This window comes from Aliiglaciecola sp. 2_MG-2023 (assembly GCF_030548145.1).
Taxonomy (GTDB): Bacteria; Pseudomonadota; Gammaproteobacteria; order Enterobacterales; family Alteromonadaceae; genus Aliiglaciecola; species Aliiglaciecola lipolytica_A.
Map to the genome: position 1 here is coordinate 89,058 of NZ_JAUORY010000008.1, position 26,144 is coordinate 115,201.

Genomic DNA, 26,144 nt, shown 5'->3' on the forward strand with positions numbered 1-26,144 from the left:
TAGTGAAAAAGGGCGACTAAGTCGCCCGATTAAAGTGTAAAAAAACGCTGCTTAATCGAAGCTCATGCTTAAATTAAGGTACAAATAACGTCCTTCAGCGCTGTGCAGACTGGCGTCGTAACCGTATGTTTCATCGGCCAATGGTGGCGCTTTGTCGAATAGATTACGTACACCTAAACGCATTTTTGTACCTTCTAATGAACCTTGGTCGAAAGTATATTGACCGTAGATACTAAAGGTTGTCCAGCTATCGACTGTCCAGAACTCGCCTGAGTTATCATTAACGGCGCTGGTATCGTAGAAATCACCTACATATTTACCGTAGATCCCAGCTCCCCAATTATTATAGCGCCAAGTAATAGTAGTACTTGCTTGCCATTCAGGACGGCCATCTAATTGAATTAAATCACCCACATCGTCTAATGTTAGACCCAGTTCTTGTAATTTTGCGGATTCAGAATCGATTGATTGATACGCTTTTAACAACTTAGCCGCGTTAAACTTAAATGAGAAGTCACCGATGCTGGTATTGTTTAACTTATAGTACGCACCAATATCGAGACCTTCAGTGGTGCGCGAATCAAGGTTTTCAAATAAACCAATAATCTCACTCATATCACCCACAGCTTCTAATCCAGAACCTTCATAAAAAGCGATGTCATCAGCGTTCACTTCTTCACGAATAACGTTAGGGTTAGAACTGCCATTTAAGCGCTGATAATAATCTAGGTCAGCAATATTTTGGTAAGAGCGAATGCCAATTAAGTCTTCTTGCTCTATGCGCCAGTAATCCGTGGTCAATGTTAAGTTATCGATAAATTCAGGTGTAAAAACCAATCCTAAGCCGTAGTTGTAGTCTTTTTCTGGATCAAGTTCGGTGTTACCCAAACGAATGTTCTCAGCGCTATCACCACTGCTGCATTGACTGATACTGTCTAACTCACCTTTGTTGATCTGTGCTTGGCAACGATAGTAATCAACCGGGTAGTTAACTCGGGTGGTACTTGCTGTGTGCAATTGCTCTAAGTTAGGAGCGCGAAATCCTTCAGCATATGAACCGCGAATCTGTAGTGATTCAACTGGATACCAACTAAGAACGGCTTTAGGTTTGAATACATCCCCAACATCATTGTAGCGCTCATAACGACCAGCTACTTGGAAGTCTAGTTTATGGACTAAGGGAATTTCCATTTCTGGACTAATTAACGGACCTGCAAATTCAACGAAGGCAGATAAAACATTACGTGATCCATCCGCATTAGGTTGTCCACTGGAGCCCATTACGTCTGATTCATATGCTAAGCCAGTCACATCATCAGTATAGACAGTGGTGCCGTTTAATCGGTCATCATAAATATTTTCGAAGCTTTCATAGCGCCATTCTGTGCCAAAAGCTGCTCCAACATTACCTGCTGGCAAACTAAATAGATTCGCATTGGAAAATTTGAAATCAACTAAACCCAGCGCTGTTTCGCCAGACCGACTTACATCGATAAGAAAACTATCGATAGTCTCTTGTGAGTTACAGGTTGCGCCACAGAAAGTGTTATATGCACTTTCATCGAGACGATTCACGGCATCTTGAAACAAACTTAGACTAATACGATTATGGGTTGTATCAACGGTTTTTGCTTTTGAATACAAAGCCGCGGAATCCCACTCCCAATCCTTGTATGAACCTGTGGCACCACCTAATACACGATAAGATGTATTTTCGACATTGATATTACGGGTACCCGCATCGACTACGCGGTAGGCATTAATTGATATGTCTAAACCTTCAGCGGGGGTGTCATAGCCAGAAATTCTATTTGGACCACTACCAAGAGGGTTCCAATAAGCTGTGCTGGCAATGGTGACCGGAGCTGAGGTAAGTGTTGCAGTTTCTGCACGTTGAGAGTTTGATTCAGCCCAGTAGTAACCTAACTCACCGTATAAACTAACGTCATCGTTCAGTTCATGATTTAGGTAAACAAAGGTGTTTAAACGCTCAGTTTCTGGGATCATGGTGCGAACACTGTTGGTATTATAGGCTTGCGTATTGGTAGTAATACTGCCGCTATCTAAACATAAACCATTAGCTAGAACACATTGTTGGTTACTATCGGTTGCATCTACAGGTTCAACATGAAAACGTCCTGCGGATGAGGTTAGGCCTGTAACTGACTGACTTGCATCAAATCTTCCCCAAGGCGTTGTGGTAGATGTATTTCGGAAATTGGTATCACCTTCCCAGTCCGTTCCTACTAAGAAGCTACGTTTATCTGCATCGGCGGCATAGTCGATTTCGGACGCCATCACTTCTGAACCATGATAATAGTTGATTGCAGTGGTGATGTTGGTCATGCCATCGTTAATGTCCCAACCAGCTAAGGTATTTATATTTAACTTTTCTCTACTGGTATTTTCAGCCTGACCATATTGAACGTCAAATTTATAGCCGGCGAAATCTTTACGCATCTCAGTGTTAACCACACCCGCGACGGCATCAGATCCATATATCGCTGCTGCACCGTCATGCAAAATCTCCACTCGGTCAATGCCCAGTACAGGGATTGAGTTCATATTTACGGTTGTAACAGGTACTGAATTTTCAGTTTGGGTACCAGGGTGTTGTACCATTCTTCGGCCGTTGAACAGCACCAAGGTATTACCAGTACCTATACTGCGTAGGTTGATTGACGCTACATCACCGCGAGATTGGTATACGCCGCTAACCACGTCATTACCGTTAAAATTAACGCTGCCGTTACTTGGAATAGATGCAAATAATTCGATTCCAGAAGTCGCGCCAATCGCTTCTATATCGCTGGCATCAATTAATGTGACGGGCAAAGCGCCTGTTATATTTGCGCCCTTGATGCTGGAACCTACAACAATGATTTTTTCTACATCTTTAGATTTTTCATTGCCATCTACGGTTGAGTCAACTTGTTCTAGAGTCGTTTGTTGGGACTGCTTTTCGATGGATAAATTATCTTGACTGTTTTGCTGATTCGCTGCAGCTATTCCGGAAATTGAAAGTGACCCGATAGCGGCAAGTATCGCTATATTTAGCTTACTTTTGCGATAGTGTGATGTGTTGGTCTTTGGCATTATCTGTTTTCCTAGGTTCTTTCCTAATTTGCTTAGAAAGTTATTATTTTTGCGAGTACTACACTCTACAATTATGTTTATGAACACAATTAATAAAAAATCTGCTAGTTATAGCCTATGGTTATGGGCTGACACACAAAGGCTTCCAATAATTGACTTGGTGAGTATTGCTGTCCGCGGTACGCTTATGATTATTTTTGAGTGTTATCGCTGGCTATTTTTCAATTTTTTAAAGTTTAAAATAGGGGTTGGGGCACGCTAAAATTTATGCTGCCAGATTATCCCCTATGGTATCCTAAAATTTATTCAACTTGGAAAAATTAATGCGTTTACGTCATATCGAAGTCTTTCATGCTATTTACACTACAGGCTCAATTACTAATGCGGCTAAATTACTTTATGTATCTCAGCCTTCGGTTTCTAAAGTGCTATCTCATGCAGAACAACAATTGGGGTTCGATTTATTCCAACGTAATAAAGGTAAGCTTATTCCAACGAGTGAAGCGAAAACACTTTTTCCGGAAATCGATAAATTATACAAACAGCTTCGTTCGATAAACGCATTAGCAGAAAATATTAATCGCCGTGATAGTGGCGTCATCGATATTGCATTAACCCCTGGCCTTGGTTTTGGTGTTATCCCTCGTTCGATTGCTAAATTCAGGGAAGTGCACCCCCATGTTCAGTTTAAATTACAAACTATGCACAATGATGACGCACTGCAAACTTTGTTAGAACATAAGTGTGACCTCGCGCTACTTTATTCATCACCTCCTCTACCAGGAATTGAAGAAGTTGAATTAGGCAGCAGTGAAGTGGTTATTTTATATCCCAAACAATCGTTTCCTGCAGACACTAAAATTGTTAGCGTTGAATCTCTGGCGGAACAGGAATTAATTAGTATCTGGGATAGTGGCCCACTCGGTGATTTAGTCTTAGGTCGCTTCGAGTCTTTGGGCATGGAAACTCACAGTAATATGCAGGTTGATACCTACTACATCGCTGCAAGTTTGGTCGATAAAGGAATGGGCTGCTGTACTATTGATAAACTCACAGCAATCAGCAATATCACTGATAATGTCGGTGTCTCGCCGTTTAATCCCCCTTTGGATTTCAAAATAAAAGGGCTACATTTAGAAACGCGACCGCTATCTCGGATTTGTGAACACTTTTTGGATTTTGTCAGGGCCGAATTGAACCTCGTCTATAACCAGCAATAACCTGGAGTTATGACTCACCTAAATCATACTAATTTAGTTCGCATAAAATATCTTTAATATGGAGTGATATCTATTTTAAAGGAATCTTGATGAATATTAACTATCCGTATTTGCTATTTGTAGGAGACGCTACGGATTCACTTAGCATTAAAATGGCTCGAAGTGCTGCTGATTGGAGTCCTGAAAAATGCTTAGCTGAATACCGCTTGCCAGGTTGCAGTGTTACTACAGGCTGCCCATCAATGAATATTCAAGAGGCGGCTAAAGCAGGGGCCAAAAGCTTTGTGTTAGGCTTCGCTAATAGCGGAGGATTCCTTGACTCAAGTTGGATACCTACAATACTCGAAGCAATGGATGCTGGTATGGATATTGTGAGCGGTTTACACGATAAGTTAACCGATATTCCAGTATTGCAGCAAAAGGCTGACGAGCTTAATCTTCAACTGATTGATATTCGTCATCCCGTCACTCGGTTTAGAACGGGAACAGGTAAAAAACGTCTTGGTAATCGCCTTTTGACCGTTGGCACAGATTGTTCGGTTGGCAAAATGTACACTTCTCTTAGTCTCACTAAAGAGATTCAGGGAAGGCAACTTCCAGCCACCTTCAGAGCAACTGGACAAAGTGGAATTTTGGTGTCGGGAACAGGTGTGGCCATTGATTGTGTTATTGCCGATTTCATTTCTGGCGCTGCAGAAACGATTAGTCCAGAAAATAGCGCTGATCACTGGGACATCATAGAAGGACAAGGTTCCTTGTCTCATCCAGCTTTTGCTGGCGTAAGCTTAGGCTTGTTACATGGCTCACAGCCAGATGCGCTGGTGGTTTGTCATGCTCTAGGTCGACAACATATGCGCGGGCTTACTCATCAAGCATTGCCTTCTATTGAACAAACCATTGCACTTAATTTAGCCGCTGCTCAACTTACCAATCCGCAAGCGCAGGTTGTCGGTATTGCAGTGAATACATCTTCTGTTGATGCTGATTCAGCATTACAAATATGCAAAGAGATCAGTCAGCAAACCGGTTTACCCTGTAGTGATCCAATTCGTCACGGAGTGACTTCTATCGTAGATAATTTGCTATGAGTTTAGATATTCGCGTTGTTACTGAAAGTTTTCCACTGATTACTCCTTTTCGGATTTCCCGTGGCGAAAAAACCGCCGCCGACGTAGTGGTTGTCTCTATAACTGATGGCAAATATCGAGGTTGGGCGGAAGCTGTACCTTATAGTCATTATGGCGAAACAATACAGGCTGTATGTAGGCAGTTAGAAAGTATCAAAGATCAGATTGTCAGCACACAACAGTTGCACCAATTGAGCAGCTTGTTACCCGCAGGTTCGGCAAGAAATGCCTTAGATTGCGCGCTTTGGGATCTGCACAGCAAACAACAGCACCGCAGTGTCGCTGAGTTAGCTGGTATGCCGCAATTATCGTCTTGTCACAGTGCGCAAACCATTAGCATTGATAGTGTTGATAATATGGCGAAAGCGGCCGCTAAGTTAGCGGCAAATAAAGTAATCAAAGTGAAGCTTGATGAGCAAGATGTGGTTGCAAGGATGCAAGCAATCCATGCAGTATGCCCAAACAGTGAGTTTATTGTTGATGCCAATGAAGCTTGGGGCATCGAGTTGTTAGAGAAGGTGGTTGAACCTTTAAGGGAATGCAATGTGGCCCTAATTGAACAACCTTTACCCAGTGGTGATGATCAGGCTTTGGCTGATTTTAAGTCGAGTATTCCAATTTGTGCCGATGAGTCTTGCCACACCAGCGATGACTTAGAGCGATTACTTCCTCTATATCAAGCGGTGAACATCAAACTCGACAAAACCGGCGGATTGACTGAAGCATTGAGGCTACTGCGCTTAGCAAAGCAACACAATCTTAAAATCATGGTGGGCTGTATGGTTGGCTCATCTCTGGCAATGGCGCCTGCTTATTTGTTGGCCGCCGAAGCTGACTTTGTGGATTTAGATGGCCCGGCTTTAATTGCTAAGGATCGTCCCGGTGGGTTTGGATTTGTTGATGGCAAGATGTGCATAAACTCGCAATCGTTGTGGGGGCAAGCTGAATAAAACCACGCAAATTCTGCTCTTGGGCCTAACCTAAGCGCGTCTAGCAAAGCAACAATAATCAATCTAAGCTAATCTACATCAGACAAGACCTCTGCTTTCAAAAGAGGTCTTATGCCAACTAAACACAGAACAATACCAACATCTATTGGATGGGCTATAGCCAACCTGACTTATTCGTTAACGTCTTTTGTGTGCTGTGCGCATTTTATTTCTCTGGGCGATCTGCTCGTCGTGTTAATTCCTTAACCCCCTAAATACTCGAATATTGACATTCTGTAATTTTATGTTAATTTAATTCAATAAACCGGTTTAGTAAACCGGTTTTGTTGTCATCTATACTCAATCAGATTGGTGACTTAGTATGAGGCCAAAATTGCTATGTATAACGAATACACAGTGCTCACTCAGCATACGCAGACGACAAACTGGTTGGCTCCGCCGTTACAACAATTTATTTACAAATAGCTAAGACATACACAATAAATATGACACTACCAAGTAAATGGAGACCACATGAAAGCGAAACTTAATAAAATAAGTTCTGTATTAAAGAGTCGTAGAACAAATACAGGAATATACAGTGCAGCGTTAGTTGCGATGCTGACAGCACCAACCATTTTGGCGCAAGAAGCGCAAGTTGATGAAGAGCTTGAAGTTATACAGGTAAGCGGAATACGCAGTGCGCTTACAAGTGCACTTTTAGAAAAACGCGAATCAAATAATCTGGTTGAAGTTATCGAAGCGGTAGATATTGGTAAATTGCCTGACCAAAACCTTGCTGAGGTTTTAGAAAATGTCACAGGTATACAAATTACGCGTTCTGCGGGTGTGGGCACAGGCGTGCAGATCCGTGGCACCAACGCAAACCGAACGGAAATTAATGGTGTTTCTACGGTTGGCTCAGGGGCTGGTCGAAGCGGCATTAACTTTGAAGATGTTTCTGCTTCAATAATTGCAGGTGTTGAAGTCACCAAAGCACCTGATGCAAAAACCATCGAAGGTTCTGTGGGTGGCACTATTAACTTACGCACCATTCGTCCCTTGCAATTAAATGAGACATTAGCCTCAGTAAGAGTGCAAGGTGAATCCAGTAGTCTTTCTACTGATGGTGTGAAGCCTCGATTGTCAGGAACCTACGGCGACAATTGGGAAACCGACATCGGTGAATTTGGTATTGTTTTTAGCGCTAGTTATGCTGAGCAAGACGTGACTGCATTCCGTCCTCGAGTTGACCGAGACAACGTTGTTACTTCAGACGGAGGTACTGTAAATGCGCAAGAGTTTGATTTTTTAGGAATTCAATTTCTTAACCAAGATTACGATAACCATGAATACGAAACAAAGAATTTTGCTGGCTCCTTAGAATGGGCTCCCAATGCGGATATGAAATTTTACTTTGATGCCGTTATCAATGATCAACAGCGCTACGCAGAAAGTATATCTGCACAGGCATCTGGGGTCAGTGACCTGATTGGTATTTCCGTGCCTAGTGAATTTGAAACCGTTAACTTTGGTAATTTAGATGGCCAAAATCTCGGCAGTATCCAAGCGGCATTAAAAGGTGTTATTCCGGTAGAAGATGGCGGTGCCGATCCCAACTTGCGCTTTGCAGGCGATACTAGTTCACGTGTAACCAAGAGTGAAATATTTAGGCTTGGCGGTGAATGGCAAGGTGAAAACTTAAAAGTCACTGTAGAGGTGGCATCCTCTAATTCTGAATCCACCAATCCAAGAATTAACACCACTCTTAACTTTATCAACCCTAATGCAGCGGTTAATTCATCTAATGAAAATGGAACCCCATTCGAATATGACTTAACCGGTGGCTCACTCGCTTTTGGTATTGCATTTGATGCGGCAAACGCACCAAGTGTAGCAGACATGATGGACCCAGCTAACTATATGTTACGGTCAGTAGACACAGCGCGAGATCTTACCGAAAACACTGAAGACGCTTTTCGAGCTGATTTTGTCTATGACTTAGATTGGTCTGTGTTTACCACACTTGACCTTGGTTATCGTCATAGTAAAGCCACTAGTATGACTGACCAAATTCGTGCCAACGTTAGTTTAAGAAATTATTCAGATAGCCCGAGAGGTGATTTGTTCGCAGAGCTTCTTACTGCAGGCCCTGATAACTTTGGTGATGCAGATGGCAGAGAGTTATTTGTTAAAGATTTCCTTATGGTAAATCCTGAAATGATAACGGCCGATCAAGACAAGGTGTTACGCATACTCAATGAAGCGGTTACTGCACATGGTGGTTCCATTCCCATTACTGCACCCACTTCAGAAGTTAACGCATTCTTTGATATTGAAGAAACTACTGACGCTATTTACGCGCAGGCAAACTTCTCAACCGAATACATACGCGGTAATTTTGGTGTCCGTTATTTAGAAACCGAAGTGGCTTCAACAGGTAACTCAATTACCACAGATGCTAATGGCGACCCTACTATTTCACAGGTCACAACCGTTGGTGACTATGATTTCCTACTACCCAGAATCAACATTGTTGCTGATGTAACAGACGACATCGTTCTGCGCGCGGGGTGGGGAAAAGATATTCGCCGACCTGACTTTAACGACCTTTCAACTTCAGTTACCTATTCAACAAGCCCTAACCCAGCCGTTTCAGTGGGTAATCCTGGCTTAGTCCCTGAAGAAGTAACCTCATTTGATATCTCTGCTGAGTGGTATTTTGCAGAAGCAAGTGTTGTGAGCATAGGTTACTTCCATAAAACACGTAAAGACTTACACGTTGGTCAACAAAACGACCCGTATGAAGATCCTGAGACTGGTTTTCGTGACATTATCGGTCCTGAGTGTGAGCAAGGCGGCATCTGGAATCCCATTGCTGATATCAATGTATTCGGTCCTGTTGGTGTAGGTGTTTGTGTGCCTTGGTCGACTACCATCAATGACACAGGGAAAACTACTCAAAAAGGGATTGAAATGGCTGTCCAGTATGATCTATCTGGCTTTGAAGATGAGTTAGGTTGGGCATCGGGCTTTGGTATTCTAGCTAACTACACCATCCAAAAGTTCGATGGTGGTGAAGCAATTGATAATGCCACAAATCGCGCGAATGCGGTCTTTGCAGCTTCAACAGGGATAGATGATATCGATGTTTCTGCTTTGCATGGATTACCGGATCTTTCTGAAAATGCGTATAACTTCACCTTGTATTACGAAAAGTACGGTCTTTCAGCACGTATGCGTTATACATGGCGTGAAGCTTATCGTTCAGAAGATTTTGGTAGTACATCTAGTTACCCTTGGGGATTCATGGTTGTACAAGAAGACAGAGGGCAACTTAATGCCAGCGTTAGTTATGATGTAACTGAGCAATTGAACATTGGCATTGAAGCAGTGAACTTAACGGAATCAGAAGTCGAGCAATCCTGTGTTACTGAGGGTTCTTTATTGTGTTTCCAAGGACTGACAGACCGTCGTATTACATTTGGTGCTAGCTACCACTGGTAAAATGTCAGTTCAATAGCCTTAACTATTTGATATTTAATTGAGAATAATCGGGTTCATATGAAAATGTGACCCGATTAAATAGTCATTTCATGAAGTTGAAATCGCACTTTATGTTCTCGAATAAATTGATATGGCCTAGAGGCGATACCTTCCCAACACTTCAAATACAGCTTACCAGGAGATCATAGAATATGAAGATGAGTAGAATGATATTCAGTGCAATCGTTTTGTTTGCACTCAGTTTTGTAGCCAATTCACAAACACCTTATACCCTCAAAACAACAGATGTGACGGTAGTCGATGGACTAATTACCTCATCTATTCTTACTGACATTAATGGCAATAATCATCAACCGGATATTATTATTCCTGACATGCTCGACGGACAAAAGATAAAGGGGATTGGCGGTAATGCCTTTCAAGCAAATGGCTTAACCAGTGTGGTTTTTCCTGCCGGGCTTAAATCCATCGGCGAATTCGCTTTTCAGAATAACCGCATAAGCAAAATAGAATTACCCGCTGGGCTGACATCCATTGGCGATGCTGCTTTTGAGTTCAACAATATAACCAGTGTGGATTTGCCTGAAGGGCTGACCACTATCGAACAAAGCGCGTTTGCCACCAATAGCATAATCAGCGTGACATGGCCTGCTGGGCTGACGTCGGTTCAGAGCAGCGCATTTCGAGATAACAGCCTCATCACCGTGGATTTGCCCGCTGGGGTTACATCCATTGGTGATTTTGCGTTCCAAAATAACCGCATAGTCAATTTAACGTTGCCTGCTGGAATAACGACCATCGAGGAGAGTGCGTTTAATGTAAACTTCTTAATCAGCGTAGACTTGCCTGCGGGGCTTACGTCGATTGCGGATAGTGCGTTTAGAGATAACCGCTTAACCAGTGTGGATCTACCTGCTGGGCTTACGTCCATTGGGCACAAAGCGTTTCTTGCTAACCGCCTAAGCCATGTGGATTTGCCTGCTGGCTTGAGGTTCATTGGGGAAGATATTTTTAAAATTAACAGTGATTTGAACAGCTTTGTTTTACCAAAGGGTTCCAGCACCGGTAAAGCACTAAAATGGCAAGCCAGCGATGGAACTGTTTTCGATGCGGGAGACGTTATTTTACCTGCAAATTTTGCTCATAGTTATCGCGCTATTGTTGGCGATTAGGGCAAGCTAGAAGCACCCAATAAAACACCGAGATTGGCGGTCATACCAAGGAGTAGGGTTGTTGTAAACATGACAACAAACCTACTGCCTTGAATTATTAGAGCAAAGCATTGAAAGCTTGCGTCATCCATCAATTTGCCAATGGCTTAATCGGTTAGTCTGTGGGTAGGGTGACTCTTGCCCGTAGCCCACCTTCAGAATGATTACTGAGTTCGATTTTACCTTTATGCAGCCCTACAATACGTTTGATAATTGCCAATCCCAGTCCAGAACCGCCACTACCTCTGGCTTTATCCCCTTGAGTAAAAGGCTGAAATAAGTCTTCAATATTTTCTTCAGGGATACCTGGACCGTAATCTCGCACCTCAAAAAATACTTGTCTGTTGCGTTTGTCATGTCCGCTGGTAATCAGTATATTTTGACTGCCATAACGAAACGCATTTTCAATCAGGTTATCTAGCACGCGTTTGATTGCGACTCGTCGAATCATCAGCATTGGTAATTCAGATAAGTGGGTATCGATATGGTGATTTTCTTGAATATTACGGGCTTGAACCACATCTTCAATCAATTCGTTTAACGACAATTTTTCACGACGCTCCCGCGTATCTTGTCGAACATAATCAATAAATTGATCGATAATGTCGTTCATGTCTTCGATGTCGTGAACAATGCCTTCTTTTATCCATAATTGTTCATCAGGTAGCATTTCACTGGCTAAACGTATTCGTGTCAACGGCGTGCGCAGATCATGTGAAATACCCGCGGTTAATAACGCTCTGTCATCCTCTAACTGCTTAATTCCCTTAGACATTTGATTAAATGCACTGGTTACCGCAATCAGTTCGCTTGCACCTTGCTCTTTTAATGGCGCTGGCACGTTACCTTTTGCCACCTCTAATGCGGCAACCTGTAAGGCGTGAATCGGTTTATTCAAGCGGCGAACAAAAATCCAACCACCTGCCACACTCAAAATACCGATTACTATCAAATAAATAGTTAAGGGGGATATATCGCCTTCAGTGAAGCTAGCCATGGGAATGGATATCCACACGTTAGCGTCTTGTGGAGGATTGACCCAAATTAAGAACGGCTCTGAGGCTGAGATCCTAACGTCTGCTTCTCCACCGAGTAAATCAGAAATTTGTCGAGAGAAAAATTGATAATAAATGGCCTGTTGAAGTCCACTTTCAATGGCTTGTTTTTCTGTGTAGATTCGAATGTTTGTGGCATTAAAGATATTGTCTTGGGTTTTCGGATTGAGATAATCAACCTCTTCCAAAAATACCATGTTAATTTGTTTGGCGATTAACGAGTTTATCTGTTGATAATTTGGACGAATAAAATAATAGGTCACTGACAGATAAGAGACTACCTGATTAATCAGTAACAATACGCCAATTAATAAAACGGTTTGGCCAAATGCGCTTTTAGGAAAGATTCTCACCAGTGACTATTCAACCCAGATATTAATGAGTTGGGGCAATTACTGTGCTTCGCCATCGGGAACAAACACATATCCTAACCCCCAAACGGTTTGAATGTAGCGAGGGTTAGCCGGATCTATTTCCAACATGCGGCGTAAACGAGAAACTTGCACATCAATACTGCGCTCCAATGCGCTGTAATCACGGCCTCTGGCCAAATTCATTAGCTTGTCTCTAGACAAAGGTTCTCTGGGGTGAGTAACCAAGGATTTTAACACTGCAAATTCGCCACTTGTTAGGGTGATCGCTTCGCCATCTGAAAACATTTCACGGGTAGCTAGGTTTAATTTGTATTTACCAAACTCCACCACCTGCATTTCCATCGAGGGCGCGCCAGGCGCTTCATTGGTTTTACGACGCAATACGGCTTTTGCTCGGGCTAATAATTCCCGTGGATTAAATGGTTTAGGTAGGTAGTCGTCAGCGCCCATCTCCAACCCAATTATACGGTCTACTTCGTCACCTTTTGCAGTTAGCATAATAATCGGTATTTCGTTTTCTTTTTGACGTAAACGACGACAGATCGATAGGCCATCTTCACCGGGTAACATTAAATCGAGTACCAACAAATGAAAGTTTTCACGTTCCAGAAGACGATCCATCTGCTCAGAGTTGGCGGCTGAACGCACTTGATATCCCTGCTCTACTAAATAGCGTTCTAGTAAGCTTCGCAGGCGCATATCATCATCAACAACCAATACTTTTTGTGTTTCTTGTCCCATGTCGAGCCTCAAAAGGAAATAAACCGAATATCACACCACTATAAATGAATAGTAGGGAATTCAAAAGATTAGCTAAGTAACAATGTTAAGTGGAGTGTTACAAATTGTTTGTGGAAGGGATATCAGCGCGGTAAATTACTGAATCGCTGTGATTGTTAAAGTCACTTTTTTACAATACACCCAAAATTTTGTCCATTATCCAATTGGTGTGGCTGGCGCTTACAGCTTGACTAGGATGTTTGCTTACGCCTCGTAAATGGTCGGCCATGGCTTGAACAAACGGACCTTGAATTGGATCGGGCGTCGGCATTGCTAGGGTTTCATTGCCATCCTTGGTATATATGTTAGCCGGCTGATTACCAAAAATGGCGAATTCTATGCTGCCCTTATCAGCTAAAACCTGCACCTTATCCTGATAAAGGTGACTAGCAAAATTCCAACTGGCGTTGCCTGTCACACCGTTTTCAAACAGCAGGTTAGCCACAATAGCGTCATAGGCAGTGTATAGCCCCTGTTGATTCGTACAAATCCCTTGTGCGTGTTGAACCCTTCCAAGAAGAAAGCTAAGGATATCTAAACCGTGACTGGCAAGATCTTCGAAGTACCCACCAATGGCAACATTTTTGTCTGTGCGCCAGTTTGGTTTTTGGCGTAGATCATTATCTGATGGCGGTCTACTGTAATGCCATGAAACTTGTCTAATTTGACCGATTTTGCCGCTACTTATTGCTTGTTTAATTTGCACAAAACCAGGTAATGAACGGCGATAATAAGCAACAAAAAGCGCCAGCTTTTGAGTTTCAAAGGTGCGCTCTATTTGTTGGCATTGACGGAAGTTTAATGCCATCGGTTTTTCTATACAGCAAATTTTATTTGCGCTGGCGACTTTTAATGCTAACTCACAGTGACTGTCAGGTGGAGTTGCTATGTAAACGGCGTCTATATTGGGATCATCTATGAGTGCTTGTGCAGATGTATAATGATTGGGTACATTATGTCGTGTTGCGAAATCTAATGCTTTTCCAGGTGTGCGAGCACTTACTCCTTGTAGCCTAAAGCCGTCGACCTGTTGGTAAGCCGGAGCACTTTTCTTTTCACAGACATTGCCACATCCAATTATTCCCCAACGGAGCGAATTGGTTGAATCGTCCACTACTTATTCGTCACCCAATCCATTTGGAAACCGGCTTTACGTTTACGTTCCAATAATTCTTCAATAAGTGGCGACAAGATCAATTCCATTGCCAGACCCATTTTTCCGCCAGGTACCACGAATGTGTTAATTCTCGACATGAAAGAGCCATCGATCATTTTTAACAAATACGGGAAGTCTACATTTTTCATTTCGCGGCGGAATCTAACCACTACAAAACTTTCGTCTTGGGTCGGAATTTCTCGCGCACTGAATGGATTGCTGGTATCAACTGTAGGAACCCGCTGAAAATTCACATGGGTATTAGAAAACTGTGGGGTTATATAGTGAAAGTAGTCTTCTAAACTTCGCACAATACTGCTCATCACAGCTTCACGGGTATGACCTCGGTCAGTGGTATCCCTAATAATTTTTTGGATCCACTCTAGGTTCACAATGGGTACCATGCCTACCAGCAAATCAACGTGTTTAGCCACGTCGGCTTCGGGAGTGGTAACGCCTCCGTGTAACCCTTCATAAAATAATAAGTCGGTGTTTGCGGGTAAATCTTGCCACGGCGTAAATGTTCCAGGCATTTGATTGAACGGCACCGCTTCGTCAAATGTGTGCAAATATTGGCGATGCTGACCCGAGCCTGTTTCTCCATATTGAGCGAACAGTTTTTCGAGCATAATGAAGTCATTGGCTTTTGGACCAAAATAACTAATATGCCGACCCTGTTCTTGCGCTTTACGTATTTCAACTTCCATTTCAGGACGAGTGAAACGGTGAAAACTATCGCCCGCCACAGAGGCCGCATTGACAGCTAAATTACGAAAAATATGCCTGATGGCATTGGTCGTCGTAGTTGTACCTGCTCCAGAGGAACCTGTTATTGCAATAATTGGATGTTTTACAGACATAGTGAACGTTTTGAGGAGTAAGGACCACTATTTATAAGCAAGCTAAGGCCAATGGTCAAGTCATTTACTTAGACAAAATTTAATTCAATTCGAATTTTGTCTTAAAAAGGTGTTGTCGTATTTTGCGTTCCTTGCCCTGGAGTGATAAACAATACGCGAGTGGGGGTAGATATCCGCGCCGTATGCCAATGATTTTTTGGAATCACGACATAGTCACCTTGTTGGCTCAAAACACGCTGTTGCTGTTTTTTATCAAAGCGGATGATTAATTCACATTGACCAGATAAAAGTATGACTATTTCATCCCCTGCTGGGTGCTTTTCCCAAGATTGCCAGTTTTCATTAAACTCATGAGCAGAGACTAATGAATGACCTTTAAAAGAGGAAAACTCATCGTCTAATTCTTGGTAAATTGAATCGCTAAGATTTTTTGTGGTGACGCTGAGATCTGGTTTTATAACAGCAAAGGTTTCAAATAGTGTTTTTGTTTGCACTTCAATTTCCCCTAGTGTCTTTATTTCTATTTACGTCTGGACTTACCCCAGGTTATGCCCATCAGCTCCACTAGAAATGCGGCGTTCAGTCCGAACACAAGAAGCCCATTTACGGCGCTGAGTGCGCCCATAATTCGCCATTGTTGGCTTAAAATCACATCTCCAAATCCTAGGGTTGTGAAGGACGCGATGGCAAAATAAAGGGATTCTTCCAATTCACTAAATTCGCCAACTAACAGAAATGCAAAAGCCCAAATCCACATGTCTATGGTCAGCCCCAGCACTATCCATAGGACCGACAGTATAATGATAATAGGGCTTCTAATATGTCTATAATCTTTGGAATCCATTTTACGTATTTGATCAAAACGAGATGATAAAATACCTAAAAAAATCACTTGAACGATAATCGTCAAAATGATGATGACAGAACCTATTACAATCTGGTTTAACATAATAATTTGACTTTGTGCATTTGTACTACATTATAAGTTTATAGACTAATTTAACTATATGCTCTGTGGAGATTGATGCAAGTTTTTGAATGTGTGCTTTTTGATACTGAATTTACCGCTTGGGTTGGGTCGAAACAGCGCAACTGGTCAAAAAGCTGGGAGCAACGGGAGTTGATTCAGCTGGCCGCAGTAAAACTCTCTGTATCCGCATCTTCAGTTTCCATATTAGCTAGCTTCAATGAGTTGATAAAGCCAACTATCAATCCGCAACTCAGTGATTACATTACAAACCTAACTGGTATTGAACAGAACATGATTGACGAACTGGGCGTAGACTTCGCATCTGCATTGACGCAGTTCCATCACTTTTGTGGGCAGGGGAAACTCCCAGTGTATTCTTGGGGCAATGATCTGTCTGTGTTGCAACAAAATTGCAAATTGTATGCTGTTGAGCTGCCAGAGTTTCAGCAAGGTTTTCATAATTTACAATTTATCGCGCGTAAATTAGGTTTGGCGGGTTTCGAGCAATCCAGCGGTGCGCTGGCTAATTTTCATGGATTATCATTACAGGGCCACATTCACAACGCACTCTATGACGTGCGAAGCGTAGCGGCGACCCTTAATATGTGGATTAATAAGCGGGCACTTACTATCGAAAATTTGTTATTTGCAGAAGGTCGATAAGTATAGCTCTTCGACTTTCTTACGAGCCCAAGGCGTTCTTCGTAAAAACTTCAAACTTGAGCTCATGCTCGGATTTTCAATAAAGCATTTCACTTTTATGCGCCAGCCTAAGCCTTCAAATCCATATTCTTTCTGCAGTTCTTCAAGCATTTTTTTCAGGGTGATGCCATGGAGAGGATCACCCTGTTTGCCTGGTTTGTTATCTTTAGTGTCCAATTTAACTTTGTTCTCTGGCAATGGCTCGGTAGGCAATATCATCACGATAAAACATACCGTCCCAGTTTATTTTATGGACTAAATTATAGGCATTCTTTTGCGCTTCCGTCACTGAATTTCCTAAGGCGGTGGCGCACAATACTCGTCCACCATTAGTGGTAACTTTACCATCTACTAGCTGAGTACCGGCATGAAACACTTTGCCTTCAGTTTGTGACGCTAGATCCAACCCCTGAATTTCATCACCTTTTGCGTAACTTCCAGGATACCCACCTGCAGCGAGTACCACGCCTACTGCAGCTCTAGGATCAAAATCGATGCTTGCTTGATCAAGTTTGCCAGCTGTAGCCTGCAAACAAAGTGCAACTATGTCTGATTGCAAACGTAACATAATGGGCTGAGTTTCTGGGTCTCCAAAGCGGCAGTTGTATTCAATTACCTTAGGCGTACCGTCAGCCATAATCATCAGTCCGGCATATAAAAAACCTGAATAAGGATTTCCTTCACTTGCCATTCCATTGACCGTTGGATAGATAACTTCTTGCATAATTCTTTGGTGAATTTCAGGCGTGACTACTGGGGCTGGTGAGTAAGCACCCATGCCACCAGTGTTAGGACCTGTATCGCCGTTGCCAACTCGCTTGTGGTCTTGGCTGGTGGCGAATGATAGGACGTTTTTACCATCTACCATAACAATAAAGCTGGCTTCTTCTCCGTCTAGAAATTCTTCTATGACCACACGGCTACCGGCATCTCCAAAGGCATTTCCAGCTAACATGTCGCGAATCGCATCTTCAGCTTCTTGCTCGGTCATAGCAACGATAACGCCTTTACCAGCAGCCAAGCCGTCGGCTTTGATGACAATAGGTGCACCTTTTTGTTTCAAATATGCCAGTGCAGGTTCAATTTCAGTAAAATTTTGATAATCACCAGTAGGGATCTTGTGGCGTGCTAAAAAATCTTTCGTAAAGGCTTTAGAGCCTTCCAATTGTGCCGCAGCCTTCGATGGTCCAAATATGGTTAACCCTTTAGCTTGAAATGCATCCACTACGCCAAGAACTAGAGGTGCTTCAGGTCCTACTATGGTTAAATCGATGGCATTTTGCACGGCGAATTCGAGTAAACCGTTCACATCATCTGCTTGGATATCGATATTGACCAATTTGTCTTCTATAGCGGTACCAGCGTTACCTGGTGCCACATAAACAGTATCTACATAGTCATTTTGAGCTGATTTGAATGCTAAAGCGTGTTCGCGACCACCGCCGCCGATGATAAGTATTTTCATGAATAGATTATCTTATTAACTGATTGAGTAAGGAGTAGAGCTTAATATTGCGATGAATTGTACAGAATAAAAGCGTAAAAAGCGTGTCTAACTGCACGCTTTTTATCTTCAATTGGCTTCGAGGATACTAATTAGCACTTTTTAATTTGGAAAATTCTTGATTGAGTTGATATTTGTCATCGGTAACTATTGCTTCAAGGGTATTGAGGCGCTCTTTTACTGATTTAAGTTCAGCCTCTAAAGCGGCTAGGTTGCCAGAGCCTGACTCTAATTTCACTTTAGCGTCCATCATTTTTTGTCTATGCCCAAATATCATTCCTAAAATGACGATCGGTAAAACAAATACTAGTAAAATCTCCATATATATTCCTCTTTAAAACTGTTGTTGTGTGCTTTAATGTCTACAAAAGCAAATTGAATACCAATTAAAATTCATAATAAAAACAGTTGGTTAAATATTACCGATGTTAATTTCTTGGTTTCTAGTACGATTTATTAGTCAAAAATACTACTTAGCTGTGTAATTTGCAAAATTCTTCATTTTGTTAGCCAACAGCAATGTTCCACGGACCAGAAGATTTCATTCTTGTAGCATGGCCTTCAGGCCATGGAAGGGAATACGATATGTCGGCGTAAATCTGCGGCGCTAAAGCACCCGCCTACAGGCCATGGATTATTATTCGAAAATGTGGGGTTGTAGCATGGCCTTCAGGCCATGGAAGAGGTTAGCGGGATGTCGGCGTAAATCTGCGGCGCTAAAGCATCCGCCTACAGACAAAAAAAATCCGGCTAATGCCGGATTTTTCGATTATTCGCGCTTAATGTCTAAAGTGACGCATACCGGTAAATACCATGGCAATATCGTGTTCATCTGCAGCAGCGATAACTTCATTATCACGCATAGAACCGCCAGGCTGAATGACAGCGACAATACCTGCTGCCGCAGCCGCATCGATACCGTCTCTGAATGGGAAGAATGCATCTGATGCCATTACTGAACCTTTTACTTCTAGGTTCTCATCAGCAGCTTTAATGCCGGCAATCTTAGCTGAATAGACACGACTCATCTGTCCTGCGCCCACGCCTATTGTCATGCTATCTTTGCAATAAACGATGGCATTTGATTTAACATACTTAGCCACTTTCCAAGTGAACATCAAATCTTTTAGCTGTTGTGCAGTTGGTTGGCGTTTACTGACAACGGTCAAATCCTGCTCTTCAACCATTCCAAAGTCGCGCTCTTGTACTAGCAAACCACCGTTTACACGTTTAAAGTCATAACCATCGGTTAACTGACCTAACCAATCACCACACTCTAATAAACGTACGTTTTTCTTCGTTGCGACAATCTCGATAGCTTCTTTACTCACCACTGGAGCTATAATCACCTCAACGAACTGGCGATCAACGATAGCTTGCGCGGTTTTAGCATCCAACTCACGGTTAAATGCAATAATACCGCCGAAGGCTGAAGTAGGGTCGGTTTTGTATGCTCTATCATAAGCCGTGTACAAATCATCACCTAGTGCAACGCCACAAGGATTCGCATGTTTGACAATGACACACGCGGGTTCTGAAAATTCTTTGACACATTCAAGGGCAGAATCAGTATCGGCAATGTTATTAAACGACAATTCTTTACCTTGAAGTTGTTTTGCTGTGGCAACGGATGCTTCTTGAATCTGATTTTCTACATAAAACGCCGCCGATTGATGGCTGTTCTCGCCATAACGAAGATCTTGTTTTTTGCTTAGTTGCATATTGAACGTACGAGGAAATTCACTGTGTTGATGTTCACAATCATCACCACATTCATTGGAATCGATACGCGCACCAAAATAGTTAGCAATCATGCCGTCGTATTCTGCAGTGTGCTCGAATGCTGCAATAGCTAAATCAAAACGTGTTTTGTAGGTCAGTGAACCTTCATTTTCAGCCATTTCAGATAACACACGCTGATAATCTTTAGCATTTACCACTATAGTAACGTCTTTGTGATTTTTTGCCGCTGCGCGAACCATTGTAGGGCCGCCGATATCGATGTTTTCGATGGCATCTTCTAAAGAGCATCCTTCATTGGCTACAGTTGCTGCAAAGGGATATAAATTGACGACAACTAAATCAATCGCTTGAATGTCATTTTCTTGCATAACCGCTTCATCAATACCACGACGGGCTAAAATGCCGCCATGTACTTTTGGATGTAGTGTTTTAACCCTGCCGGCCATAATTTCTGGATGACCTGTGTAATCAGATACTTCTGTTACGTTTAAACCTGCATCAGCAAGTAATTTGGCTGTACCACCAGTGGATAGTAGTTCAACTCCTTGTTCAACTAGAGAGGTGGCAAATTCAACTATGCCGGTTTTATCTGAAACACTTAATAGTGCGCGGCGGATGGGTTTAGCAGATGTCATTCTTTTACTCTTGATTGTGTGAAGATTAAATTGACCAAATAGTCAGGTATAGCGAAAACAAAAAGAGCACCCTGAGGTGCTCTTTAGATTAAATTGTTACTTGAAACATGATGTGGGTAAACCCAATCATTAGTTCATTCCGTATTGCTTTAACTTTTTACGAAGCGTACCACGGTTGATACCCATCATGATAGCTGCGCGAGTTTGGTTACCGCGAGTGAAAGTCATTATTTCTTCCAATAAAGGCGCTTCCACCTCAGCTAAAACTAATTCATAAACATTTTCGACGTCAGTGTTATCTAACTGTCTTAAATACTTATTAACAGCTTGTTTAACAGAATCTCTCAAAGGCTTTTGAGCTTGAGTTTGAGATGGAGTTGTCACTGTAGTAGTGAAAGGTGAAGTCACATTTTGATCGAACATAAACATCGTGCTCTTTAGTTGATAAAAAATTAAGCAGCAGGTGACATTGAATGACACTCTGCCAGTTTTTCAAAATACGTATTCAATTGGTCGAGTTGCTCTTGAGCATCTTCGATTACATTGAATTTAGCTCGAAATACGCGTTCCTTGTCGTGATCTGCTAAATACCACCCCACATGCTTGCGGGCTATTCTGGCTCCCATAAAATCACCATAAAACTGGTGAACATTACTGACGTGTTCAAGCATGACGCTACGAACCTCATCAATAGTTGGCGCGGGAAGCTCTGCGCCGGTGTTCAGATAATGTAATATTTCGCGAAATATCCAAGGGTTACCTTGGGCTCCACGACCTATCATCAATGCATCCGCATTGGTCATATCCAGTACTTCTTTTGCTTTCAAAGCACTGGTGATATCACCGTTTGCAACAACAGGTATTGAAACTGATTGTTTTATTTTAGCAATCGTTTCGAATTCCGCATTGCCTTTGTACATGCAGGCTTTAGTACGTCCATGCACTGCCAAAGATTGGATACCATTGTTTTCGGCAATCTTCGCGATTTCTACACCGTTCCGATTATCTTGGTTCCAACCCGTTCTAATTTTCAGCGTAACAGGCACATCGACAGCATTAACCACTGATTGAATAATTTCTTCAACCAATTTGGGGTATTGCAGTAAAGCAGACCCAGCCATCTTTTTATTCACTTTTTTAGCAGGGCACCCCATATTGATATCAATAATCTGAGCGCCATTACTAACATTTAGTTGTGCCGCTTGAGCCATAAGCTGTGGATCTGCGCCGGCGATCTGTACAGAGCGAATGCCTGATTCACCCGTATGATCCATCCGTTGCTTTGATTTGTCTGTATTCCAAACCTTAGGATTGGATGACAGCATTTCTGACACCACAAGCCCAGCACCCAAATGTTTACACATTTGTCTGAAGGGTCTATCAGTAACACCTGCCATAGGTGCTAACATGAGATTATTGTCTAATACATATTGACCAATCTGCATGAGTTAATAGGCCCTTTTGTTGAACAATAAATGTTCGGCTAGTCAAAACGGGCGCTATGTTACGGTTTTTTGAACGTTTTGAAAAGGCTAAATTTTAAACAAAAGTATAATTTATTTGCGTTCAAGGCCTTGACAGACATAGCTTTCCATGGCCTGACCAGTCTTTGAGTTATTTTTTAAACTATTGATTTGGAGAAATATTATTTGTTAAACAAAACCTTATGTTATTTCATATCAATTTGTGAAGTTTTGTTACAAATCCTTCGGATGGACTAATCGGTCTGATTTTATTTTTAAAAAATTTTTGAAAAAGTCGTTTTTGAAACCCGAGGGGGGATTAAAAGGGATTGCTGAGGCTCAAATTTAGCTAAAAACCAACTTGAACCTCAATTGATCTAAATAAATTATTTTTTCTTACCTGATACTCTGGCCCAGTCACCTTCGATGGCGATAGGTTCCATATCAAAGTCTGCCGAATAAAGTTGGTCTATTTCTTCAGCTTGGTTGGCCAATATACCGGATAAAACTAACAGGCCACCTGATTTGCAATAGTTAGTAATCACTTCGCGCAATTCTCTCAACGGACCCGCTAAGATATTGGCAAGTACGATATCTGCCTGCAAATCTGGTTGATCCTTAGGTAAGAATACGCTTATTTTATCTGCCACATCATTGCGCCCAGCGTTATCTTTGCTGGCTAAAAGAGCTTGAGGGTCGATATCTATACCAACTACAGATTCTGCACCTAATTTCAATGCGGCAATACCCAGAATGCCCGAACCGCAGCCAAAATCGACCACGGTTTTACCTTCCAAAGTGAGGGCGTCTAACCATTGTAGACACAAAGAGGTAGTAGGGTGAGTACCGGTTCCAAACGCAAGTCCAGGGTCAAGCATCACGTTTACGGCTGTTGGGTCGGGGATGTCTCGCCAACTTGGGCATATCCAAAGCCGCTTGCCAAACTGGATTGGGTGGAAATTATCCATCCATTCCCGCTCCCAGTCTTTGTCTTCAAGTTGATCTAATTTGTGGGAAAATCCTTTTCCTAAAATCTTAGACTTCTCAAGTTGCGATACAACACGCTGCATATCGAACTCTGCGTCATATAAGCCTATCACTTGAGTGTCTGGCCATAATATGACCTCTCCAGGTTTAGGTTCGTACATTGGTGTATCTTTGGCGTCAGTAAAGGTTACAGCTTGCGCACCATTGGCCGATAACATGTCGCCAATCTGTTCCGCATTTTCAGCGTGGGTGTCTATTATTAGTTGAATCCAAGGCATCGGGGTTTCCTATAAAGTCATTTTACAATAGTATCAAGGTAGACAAAGATCGGCTTGTTAATTTTCAACTAAATCGGAATCTAATGCTTTTAATGGTTAACCATAGAATTTTTATAGCGCTGTTTTGTCTGACGAATTTAATAGTGTCGAACTTTGTAGCAGCCCAGCAAAACTTATTCGTAGCAGTAGGGTGGGATAAGCCTCCTTATGTGATGAATAATGCTAGAACTGGGTTTGAAATAGAGTTGATACGAGATGTTATTAAAAGCATAGGCTATGACGCTCAATTTATTCAAATTCCTTACGGTCGTTCATACGACACCCTTAATATGCCCAATATTGATGCCGTAGCAACTTTGAGTAGTAAACGTCAAGCCAAGCAAATGACACTTTCCAAAGCCTATATTCAATATCAGAACGTCGTTGTTACATTGGCCGCTTCCCAAATCGAATTAACTGATGTGCAAGACATGTCTAATTTATCAATCGTTGGATTTCAGTCGGCATTTAGGCTTTTAGGTAATGGCTTTTTGAAAATGGCCTCGGCTAATCCTAACTACAGAGAAGTACCGGATCAGGCGCGCCAACTGAAATTGTTATTCAGCAAAAAAGCCCAAGCGATTGTACTGGATGTAAATATCTTCAATCATTTAAATAGGACATTATTAGGTAAAGTTGATGAACAACCTGTGGTCATTCATCAGCTTTTTTCACCTAGTCTCTATCGTGTTGGTTTTATCGAGCCAAAAATTCAAGAACAATTCGATAAAGCGTTGGTAGTGTATTTTTCTTCTGAAAGATATGCGCATCTAATTCAAAAATATCAATTCTACAACGCTGCCGTTTCAACTGGGTATCCGTCGATTGGTTCTTCTAAGGAAGAATAAAAGCTCGAATATCATTCACTAAGGTTTTCAGCGATGGTTCATGTATATACATCATGTGACCAGCCTCATAATATTTCATAGTGACACGGTTAAGATCTATTCCGTGATGGTTCATCGAGTGTTCAGTGGCAAAAAATGGTGTAGCCAAATCATAATAGCCATTGGCAACGAATACTCTAAAGTCCTTATTCTGACGCATACCTTTGGATATAAACGGCGTGACGTTAATAAATCCCTGACTGCGCGCTGAATTACCATATAGCCAATTCCAATTAACAAATACTTCGCCGCTCAATACGTGATAAGGCTCAGAACGCTTAACGTTAATATCGTTGGCAAAATAATGTTGTATCGCCGCTGTGTAGGCTCCATCAATGGCATAAGATGCTGGGTCAGCCTCAAACTGGTCGACGACAATGTTCGCGTCTTCGCCTAGATAACGGCTGTCCAATCGACCTACAACCTTACCTTCATCTCGCATCAATTCTTTCATAAACAAAAATTCATTAATGCGCAGTTTAGATTGTGTAATGTACTGCTTTTTGAGCCCCGTATAGGCATGCAGTTTGTTTACAACATTATCAATTTCTGCGGGTTTAGCCAGAGCACCTTTGAGTAACACTGTTGCGTATTCATTTAGCGCAAAATCTCGTGTCTCAGCAACGAATTCCTGCAAACTATTCCAGTTAGATTTATTCGGGACTTTATTGTGATACCAAGCCGTGGCAGCGTAGGTTGGTAAAAACGTGACGTAAGGTAGATCGTTGCCTTCGGTGAAGTCACCAGTTTGAAAATCGATTATCGAAGATATCAGTAAGATTCCGTTTAAATCAATCGACCCCCAACCTTCTTGGAGTTCCTTAACCATAGCCCCAGCACGAGTGGTACCGTAACTTTCCCCGGCCAAATATTTAGGTGAATTCCATCGATTGTTTTCAGTAATGTACACGCGCACAAACTCAGCGAGTATTTCAGCATCTTGTTTAACGCCCCAAAACGCTTTACCTTCATACTCACCAAGAGGCGTTGAGAATCCAGTGCCGACGGGATCGATAAATACCATGTCTGCAATATCTAACAGACTTAGAGGATTGTCTTTGAGATTAAATGGTGCAGCGCCTACTTGTTCTGCATCACTAGGTAATACCACACGTTTTGGGCCAAACAAGCCCATGTGCATCCATACAGATGACGAGCCTGGCCCACCATTGAATACAAATAATAGCGGTCTAGATTCGGAATTTTTCACGTCTGTGCGCGTGTAAGCGATATGAAAAATACTGGCTTTAGGTTTGCCCTTGGCATCTAAAAGATGACTATCACCAGCGCTAACCTTATATTTAATGCTGGTGCCATTAAATTTACCTTTATGCTCGGTTACGCTCATCTGTGCTTCAGGAATTTGCTTGATTTCTTTGTCGGATTCTTCTTTCGCATCCGCATTCAAGGTTAAAAACAACGTTGTGGTGAGGATCAGTATTATTTTTTTCATATTGTTCTACTTGCCATCTTTTTTTATTGAAAAATGTTATTTGATAAACATTTTACCCAACCAAATCAGATTTGGATATGGTTAATACTCGCTTACCTTAAGAATCGCTATGCTAATGGTAAATCGATGCCAATAACTCAAAATTAGCGATTTCAAATAGAACGTTAA

Annotated in this window: 22 protein-coding genes; 7 read left to right on the forward strand and 15 right to left on the reverse strand. The window is 42.1% G+C overall.

Annotation, left to right across the window (positions count from 1 at the left end; all coding sequences use genetic code 11):
- Nucleotides 1-51 precede the first annotated feature (51 nt).
- Nucleotides 52-3,096, reverse strand: a complete 3,045-nt coding sequence (locus Q4567_RS10335) for a TonB-dependent receptor (RefSeq protein WP_216047824.1) — start codon at nt 3,094-3,096, stop codon at nt 52-54.
- A gap of 323 nt (nt 3,097-3,419) precedes the next feature.
- On the opposite strand from Q4567_RS10335, the gene Q4567_RS10340 reads away from it, so the two are divergent.
- From Q4567_RS10340 to Q4567_RS10360, 5 genes are all read left to right on the forward strand, one after another.
- Nucleotides 3,420-4,316: a LysR family transcriptional regulator gene (locus Q4567_RS10340; RefSeq protein ID WP_216047825.1), complete on the forward strand. Its 897-nt coding sequence runs from the start codon at nt 3,420-3,422 to the stop codon at nt 4,314-4,316.
- 89 nt (nt 4,317-4,405) lie between these two features.
- A complete protein-coding gene (gene dgcN / locus Q4567_RS10345; RefSeq protein WP_216047826.1) occupies nt 4,406-5,404 on the forward strand; it encodes an N-acetyltransferase DgcN in 999 nt (332 codons plus the stop codon).
- Nucleotides 5,401-6,393 (forward strand): N-acetyl-D-Glu racemase DgcA, encoded by a 993-nt coding sequence (gene dgcA / locus Q4567_RS10350; RefSeq protein WP_303500298.1) that lies wholly within the window; start codon nt 5,401-5,403, stop codon nt 6,391-6,393. Before dgcN ends, dgcA begins: the two co-directional genes overlap by 4 nt.
- A 597-nt stretch (nt 6,394-6,990) precedes the next feature.
- Nucleotides 6,991-9,879: a TonB-dependent receptor gene (locus Q4567_RS10355; protein WP_252729004.1), complete on the forward strand. Its 2,889-nt coding sequence runs from the start codon at nt 6,991-6,993 to the stop codon at nt 9,877-9,879.
- 191 nt (nt 9,880-10,070) lie between these two features.
- Nucleotides 10,071-11,051, forward strand: a complete 981-nt coding sequence (locus Q4567_RS10360) for a leucine-rich repeat domain-containing protein (protein ID WP_216047829.1) — start codon at nt 10,071-10,073, stop codon at nt 11,049-11,051.
- A gap of 154 nt (nt 11,052-11,205) precedes the next feature.
- Here Q4567_RS10360 and envZ read toward each other — a convergent pair whose 3' ends face one another.
- The 6 genes from envZ to Q4567_RS10390 form a co-directional block, all read right to left on the reverse strand.
- Complete coding sequence (gene envZ / locus Q4567_RS10365) at nt 11,206-12,498, reverse strand: two-component system sensor histidine kinase EnvZ (protein WP_303500300.1); 1,293 nt, start codon at nt 12,496-12,498, stop codon at nt 11,206-11,208.
- Between the two features lie 39 nt (nt 12,499-12,537).
- Entirely contained in the window at nt 12,538-13,260 is a 723-nt protein-coding gene (gene ompR / locus Q4567_RS10370; protein WP_216047831.1) for a two-component system response regulator OmpR, read from the reverse strand.
- A gap of 169 nt (nt 13,261-13,429) precedes the next feature.
- Nucleotides 13,430-14,413, reverse strand: a complete 984-nt coding sequence (locus Q4567_RS10375) for a Gfo/Idh/MocA family protein (RefSeq protein WP_303500303.1) — start codon at nt 14,411-14,413, stop codon at nt 13,430-13,432.
- Nucleotides 14,413-15,315, reverse strand: coding sequence for a phosphoribulokinase (locus Q4567_RS10380; protein WP_216047833.1), 903 nt, complete (start codon nt 15,313-15,315; stop codon nt 14,413-14,415). The genes Q4567_RS10375 and Q4567_RS10380 overlap by 1 nt, the downstream gene beginning before the upstream one ends.
- 101 nt (nt 15,316-15,416) lie before the next feature.
- Nucleotides 15,417-15,809 carry a cupin domain-containing protein gene (locus tag Q4567_RS10385; RefSeq protein ID WP_303500306.1) on the reverse strand — a complete coding sequence of 131 codons (393 nt, stop codon included), beginning with the start codon at nt 15,807-15,809 and terminating at the stop codon, nt 15,417-15,419.
- Between the two features lie 26 nt (nt 15,810-15,835).
- Nucleotides 15,836-16,264, reverse strand: coding sequence for an ion channel (locus tag Q4567_RS10390; RefSeq protein WP_303500308.1), 429 nt, complete (start codon nt 16,262-16,264; stop codon nt 15,836-15,838).
- 75 nt (nt 16,265-16,339) lie between these two features.
- On the opposite strand from Q4567_RS10390, the gene Q4567_RS10395 reads away from it, so the two are divergent.
- Nucleotides 16,340-16,948 carry a 3'-5' exonuclease gene (locus Q4567_RS10395; RefSeq protein WP_303500309.1) on the forward strand — a complete coding sequence of 203 codons (609 nt, stop codon included), beginning with the start codon at nt 16,340-16,342 and terminating at the stop codon, nt 16,946-16,948.
- On the opposite strand, the gene Q4567_RS10400 is transcribed toward Q4567_RS10395, so the two are convergent.
- The 7 genes from Q4567_RS10400 to prmA form a co-directional block, all read right to left on the reverse strand.
- Nucleotides 16,928-17,164: a VF530 family DNA-binding protein gene (locus Q4567_RS10400; protein ID WP_216047837.1), complete on the reverse strand. Its 237-nt coding sequence runs from the start codon at nt 17,162-17,164 to the stop codon at nt 16,928-16,930. The genes Q4567_RS10395 and Q4567_RS10400 overlap by 21 nt on opposite strands.
- A 1-nt stretch (nt 17,165) precedes the next feature.
- Complete coding sequence (gene purD, locus Q4567_RS10405; protein WP_303500310.1) at nt 17,166-18,452, reverse strand: phosphoribosylamine--glycine ligase; 1,287 nt, start codon at nt 18,450-18,452, stop codon at nt 17,166-17,168.
- A 127-nt stretch (nt 18,453-18,579) separates the two neighbouring features.
- Nucleotides 18,580-18,813: a hypothetical protein gene (locus Q4567_RS10410; protein WP_303500311.1), complete on the reverse strand. Its 234-nt coding sequence runs from the start codon at nt 18,811-18,813 to the stop codon at nt 18,580-18,582.
- Nucleotides 18,814-19,270: 457 nt separating this feature from the next.
- Entirely contained in the window at nt 19,271-20,869 is a 1,599-nt protein-coding gene (purH, locus tag Q4567_RS10415) for a bifunctional phosphoribosylaminoimidazolecarboxamide formyltransferase/IMP cyclohydrolase (RefSeq protein ID WP_216047839.1), read from the reverse strand.
- Nucleotides 20,870-20,998: 129 nt separating this feature from the next.
- Nucleotides 20,999-21,292 (reverse strand): DNA-binding transcriptional regulator Fis, encoded by a 294-nt coding sequence (gene fis, locus Q4567_RS10420; RefSeq protein ID WP_040523552.1) that lies wholly within the window; start codon nt 21,290-21,292, stop codon nt 20,999-21,001.
- Between the two features lie 29 nt (nt 21,293-21,321).
- Nucleotides 21,322-22,314, reverse strand: coding sequence for a tRNA dihydrouridine synthase DusB (gene dusB / locus Q4567_RS10425; protein ID WP_216047840.1), 993 nt, complete (start codon nt 22,312-22,314; stop codon nt 21,322-21,324).
- A gap of 404 nt (nt 22,315-22,718) precedes the next feature.
- Nucleotides 22,719-23,597 (reverse strand): 50S ribosomal protein L11 methyltransferase, encoded by an 879-nt coding sequence (gene prmA / locus Q4567_RS10430; protein ID WP_303500313.1) that lies wholly within the window; start codon nt 23,595-23,597, stop codon nt 22,719-22,721.
- A gap of 143 nt (nt 23,598-23,740) precedes the next feature.
- Between prmA and Q4567_RS10435 the strand changes: the two genes are divergently transcribed.
- Nucleotides 23,741-24,484 (forward strand): ABC transporter substrate-binding protein, encoded by a 744-nt coding sequence (locus Q4567_RS10435; protein ID WP_216047842.1) that lies wholly within the window; start codon nt 23,741-23,743, stop codon nt 24,482-24,484.
- Here Q4567_RS10435 and Q4567_RS10440 read toward each other — a convergent pair.
- Nucleotides 24,471-25,976 carry a S10 family peptidase gene (locus Q4567_RS10440; protein WP_303500315.1) on the reverse strand — a complete coding sequence of 502 codons (1,506 nt, stop codon included), beginning with the start codon at nt 25,974-25,976 and terminating at the stop codon, nt 24,471-24,473. The two genes, Q4567_RS10435 and Q4567_RS10440, sit on opposite strands and share 14 nt — an antisense overlap.
- Nucleotides 25,977-26,144: the final 168 nt, after the last annotated feature.

Coding starts and splice junctions, on each gene's coding strand:
- Q4567_RS10355 (WP_252729004.1), top strand. CDS start 6,991: ATGCTGACAGCACCAACCATTTTGGCGCAAGAAGCGCAAGTTGATGAA.
- Q4567_RS10410 (WP_303500311.1), bottom strand. CDS start 18,813: ATGGAGATTTTACTAGTATTTGTTTTACCGATCGTCATTTTAGGAATG.
- Q4567_RS10335 (WP_216047824.1), bottom strand. CDS start 3,096: ATGCCAAAGACCAACACATCACACTATCGCAAAAGTAAGCTAAATATA.
- fis (WP_040523552.1), bottom strand. CDS start 21,292: ATGTTCGATCAAAATGTGACTTCACCTTTCACTACTACAGTGACAACT.
- dusB (WP_216047840.1), bottom strand. CDS start 22,314: ATGCAGATTGGTCAATATGTATTAGACAATAATCTCATGTTAGCACCT.
- dgcA (WP_303500298.1), top strand. CDS start 5,401: ATGAGTTTAGATATTCGCGTTGTTACTGAAAGTTTTCCACTGATTACT.
- purH (WP_216047839.1), bottom strand. CDS start 20,869: ATGACATCTGCTAAACCCATCCGCCGCGCACTATTAAGTGTTTCAGAT.
- Q4567_RS10390 (WP_303500308.1), bottom strand. CDS start 16,264: ATGTTAAACCAGATTGTAATAGGTTCTGTCATCATCATTTTGACGATT.
- ompR (WP_216047831.1), bottom strand. CDS start 13,260: ATGGGACAAGAAACACAAAAAGTATTGGTTGTTGATGATGATATGCGC.
- prmA (WP_303500313.1), bottom strand. CDS start 23,597: ATGCCTTGGATTCAACTAATAATAGACACCCACGCTGAAAATGCGGAA.
- Q4567_RS10380 (WP_216047833.1), bottom strand. CDS start 15,315: ATGTCTGTAAAACATCCAATTATTGCAATAACAGGTTCCTCTGGAGCA.
- Q4567_RS10395 (WP_303500309.1), top strand. CDS start 16,340: ATGCAAGTTTTTGAATGTGTGCTTTTTGATACTGAATTTACCGCTTGG.
- dgcN (WP_216047826.1), top strand. CDS start 4,406: ATGAATATTAACTATCCGTATTTGCTATTTGTAGGAGACGCTACGGAT.
- purD (WP_303500310.1), bottom strand. CDS start 18,452: ATGAAAATACTTATCATCGGCGGCGGTGGTCGCGAACACGCTTTAGCA.
- Q4567_RS10340 (WP_216047825.1), top strand. CDS start 3,420: ATGCGTTTACGTCATATCGAAGTCTTTCATGCTATTTACACTACAGGC.
- Q4567_RS10360 (WP_216047829.1), top strand. CDS start 10,071: ATGAAGATGAGTAGAATGATATTCAGTGCAATCGTTTTGTTTGCACTC.
- Q4567_RS10440 (WP_303500315.1), bottom strand. CDS start 25,976: ATGAAAAAAATAATACTGATCCTCACCACAACGTTGTTTTTAACCTTG.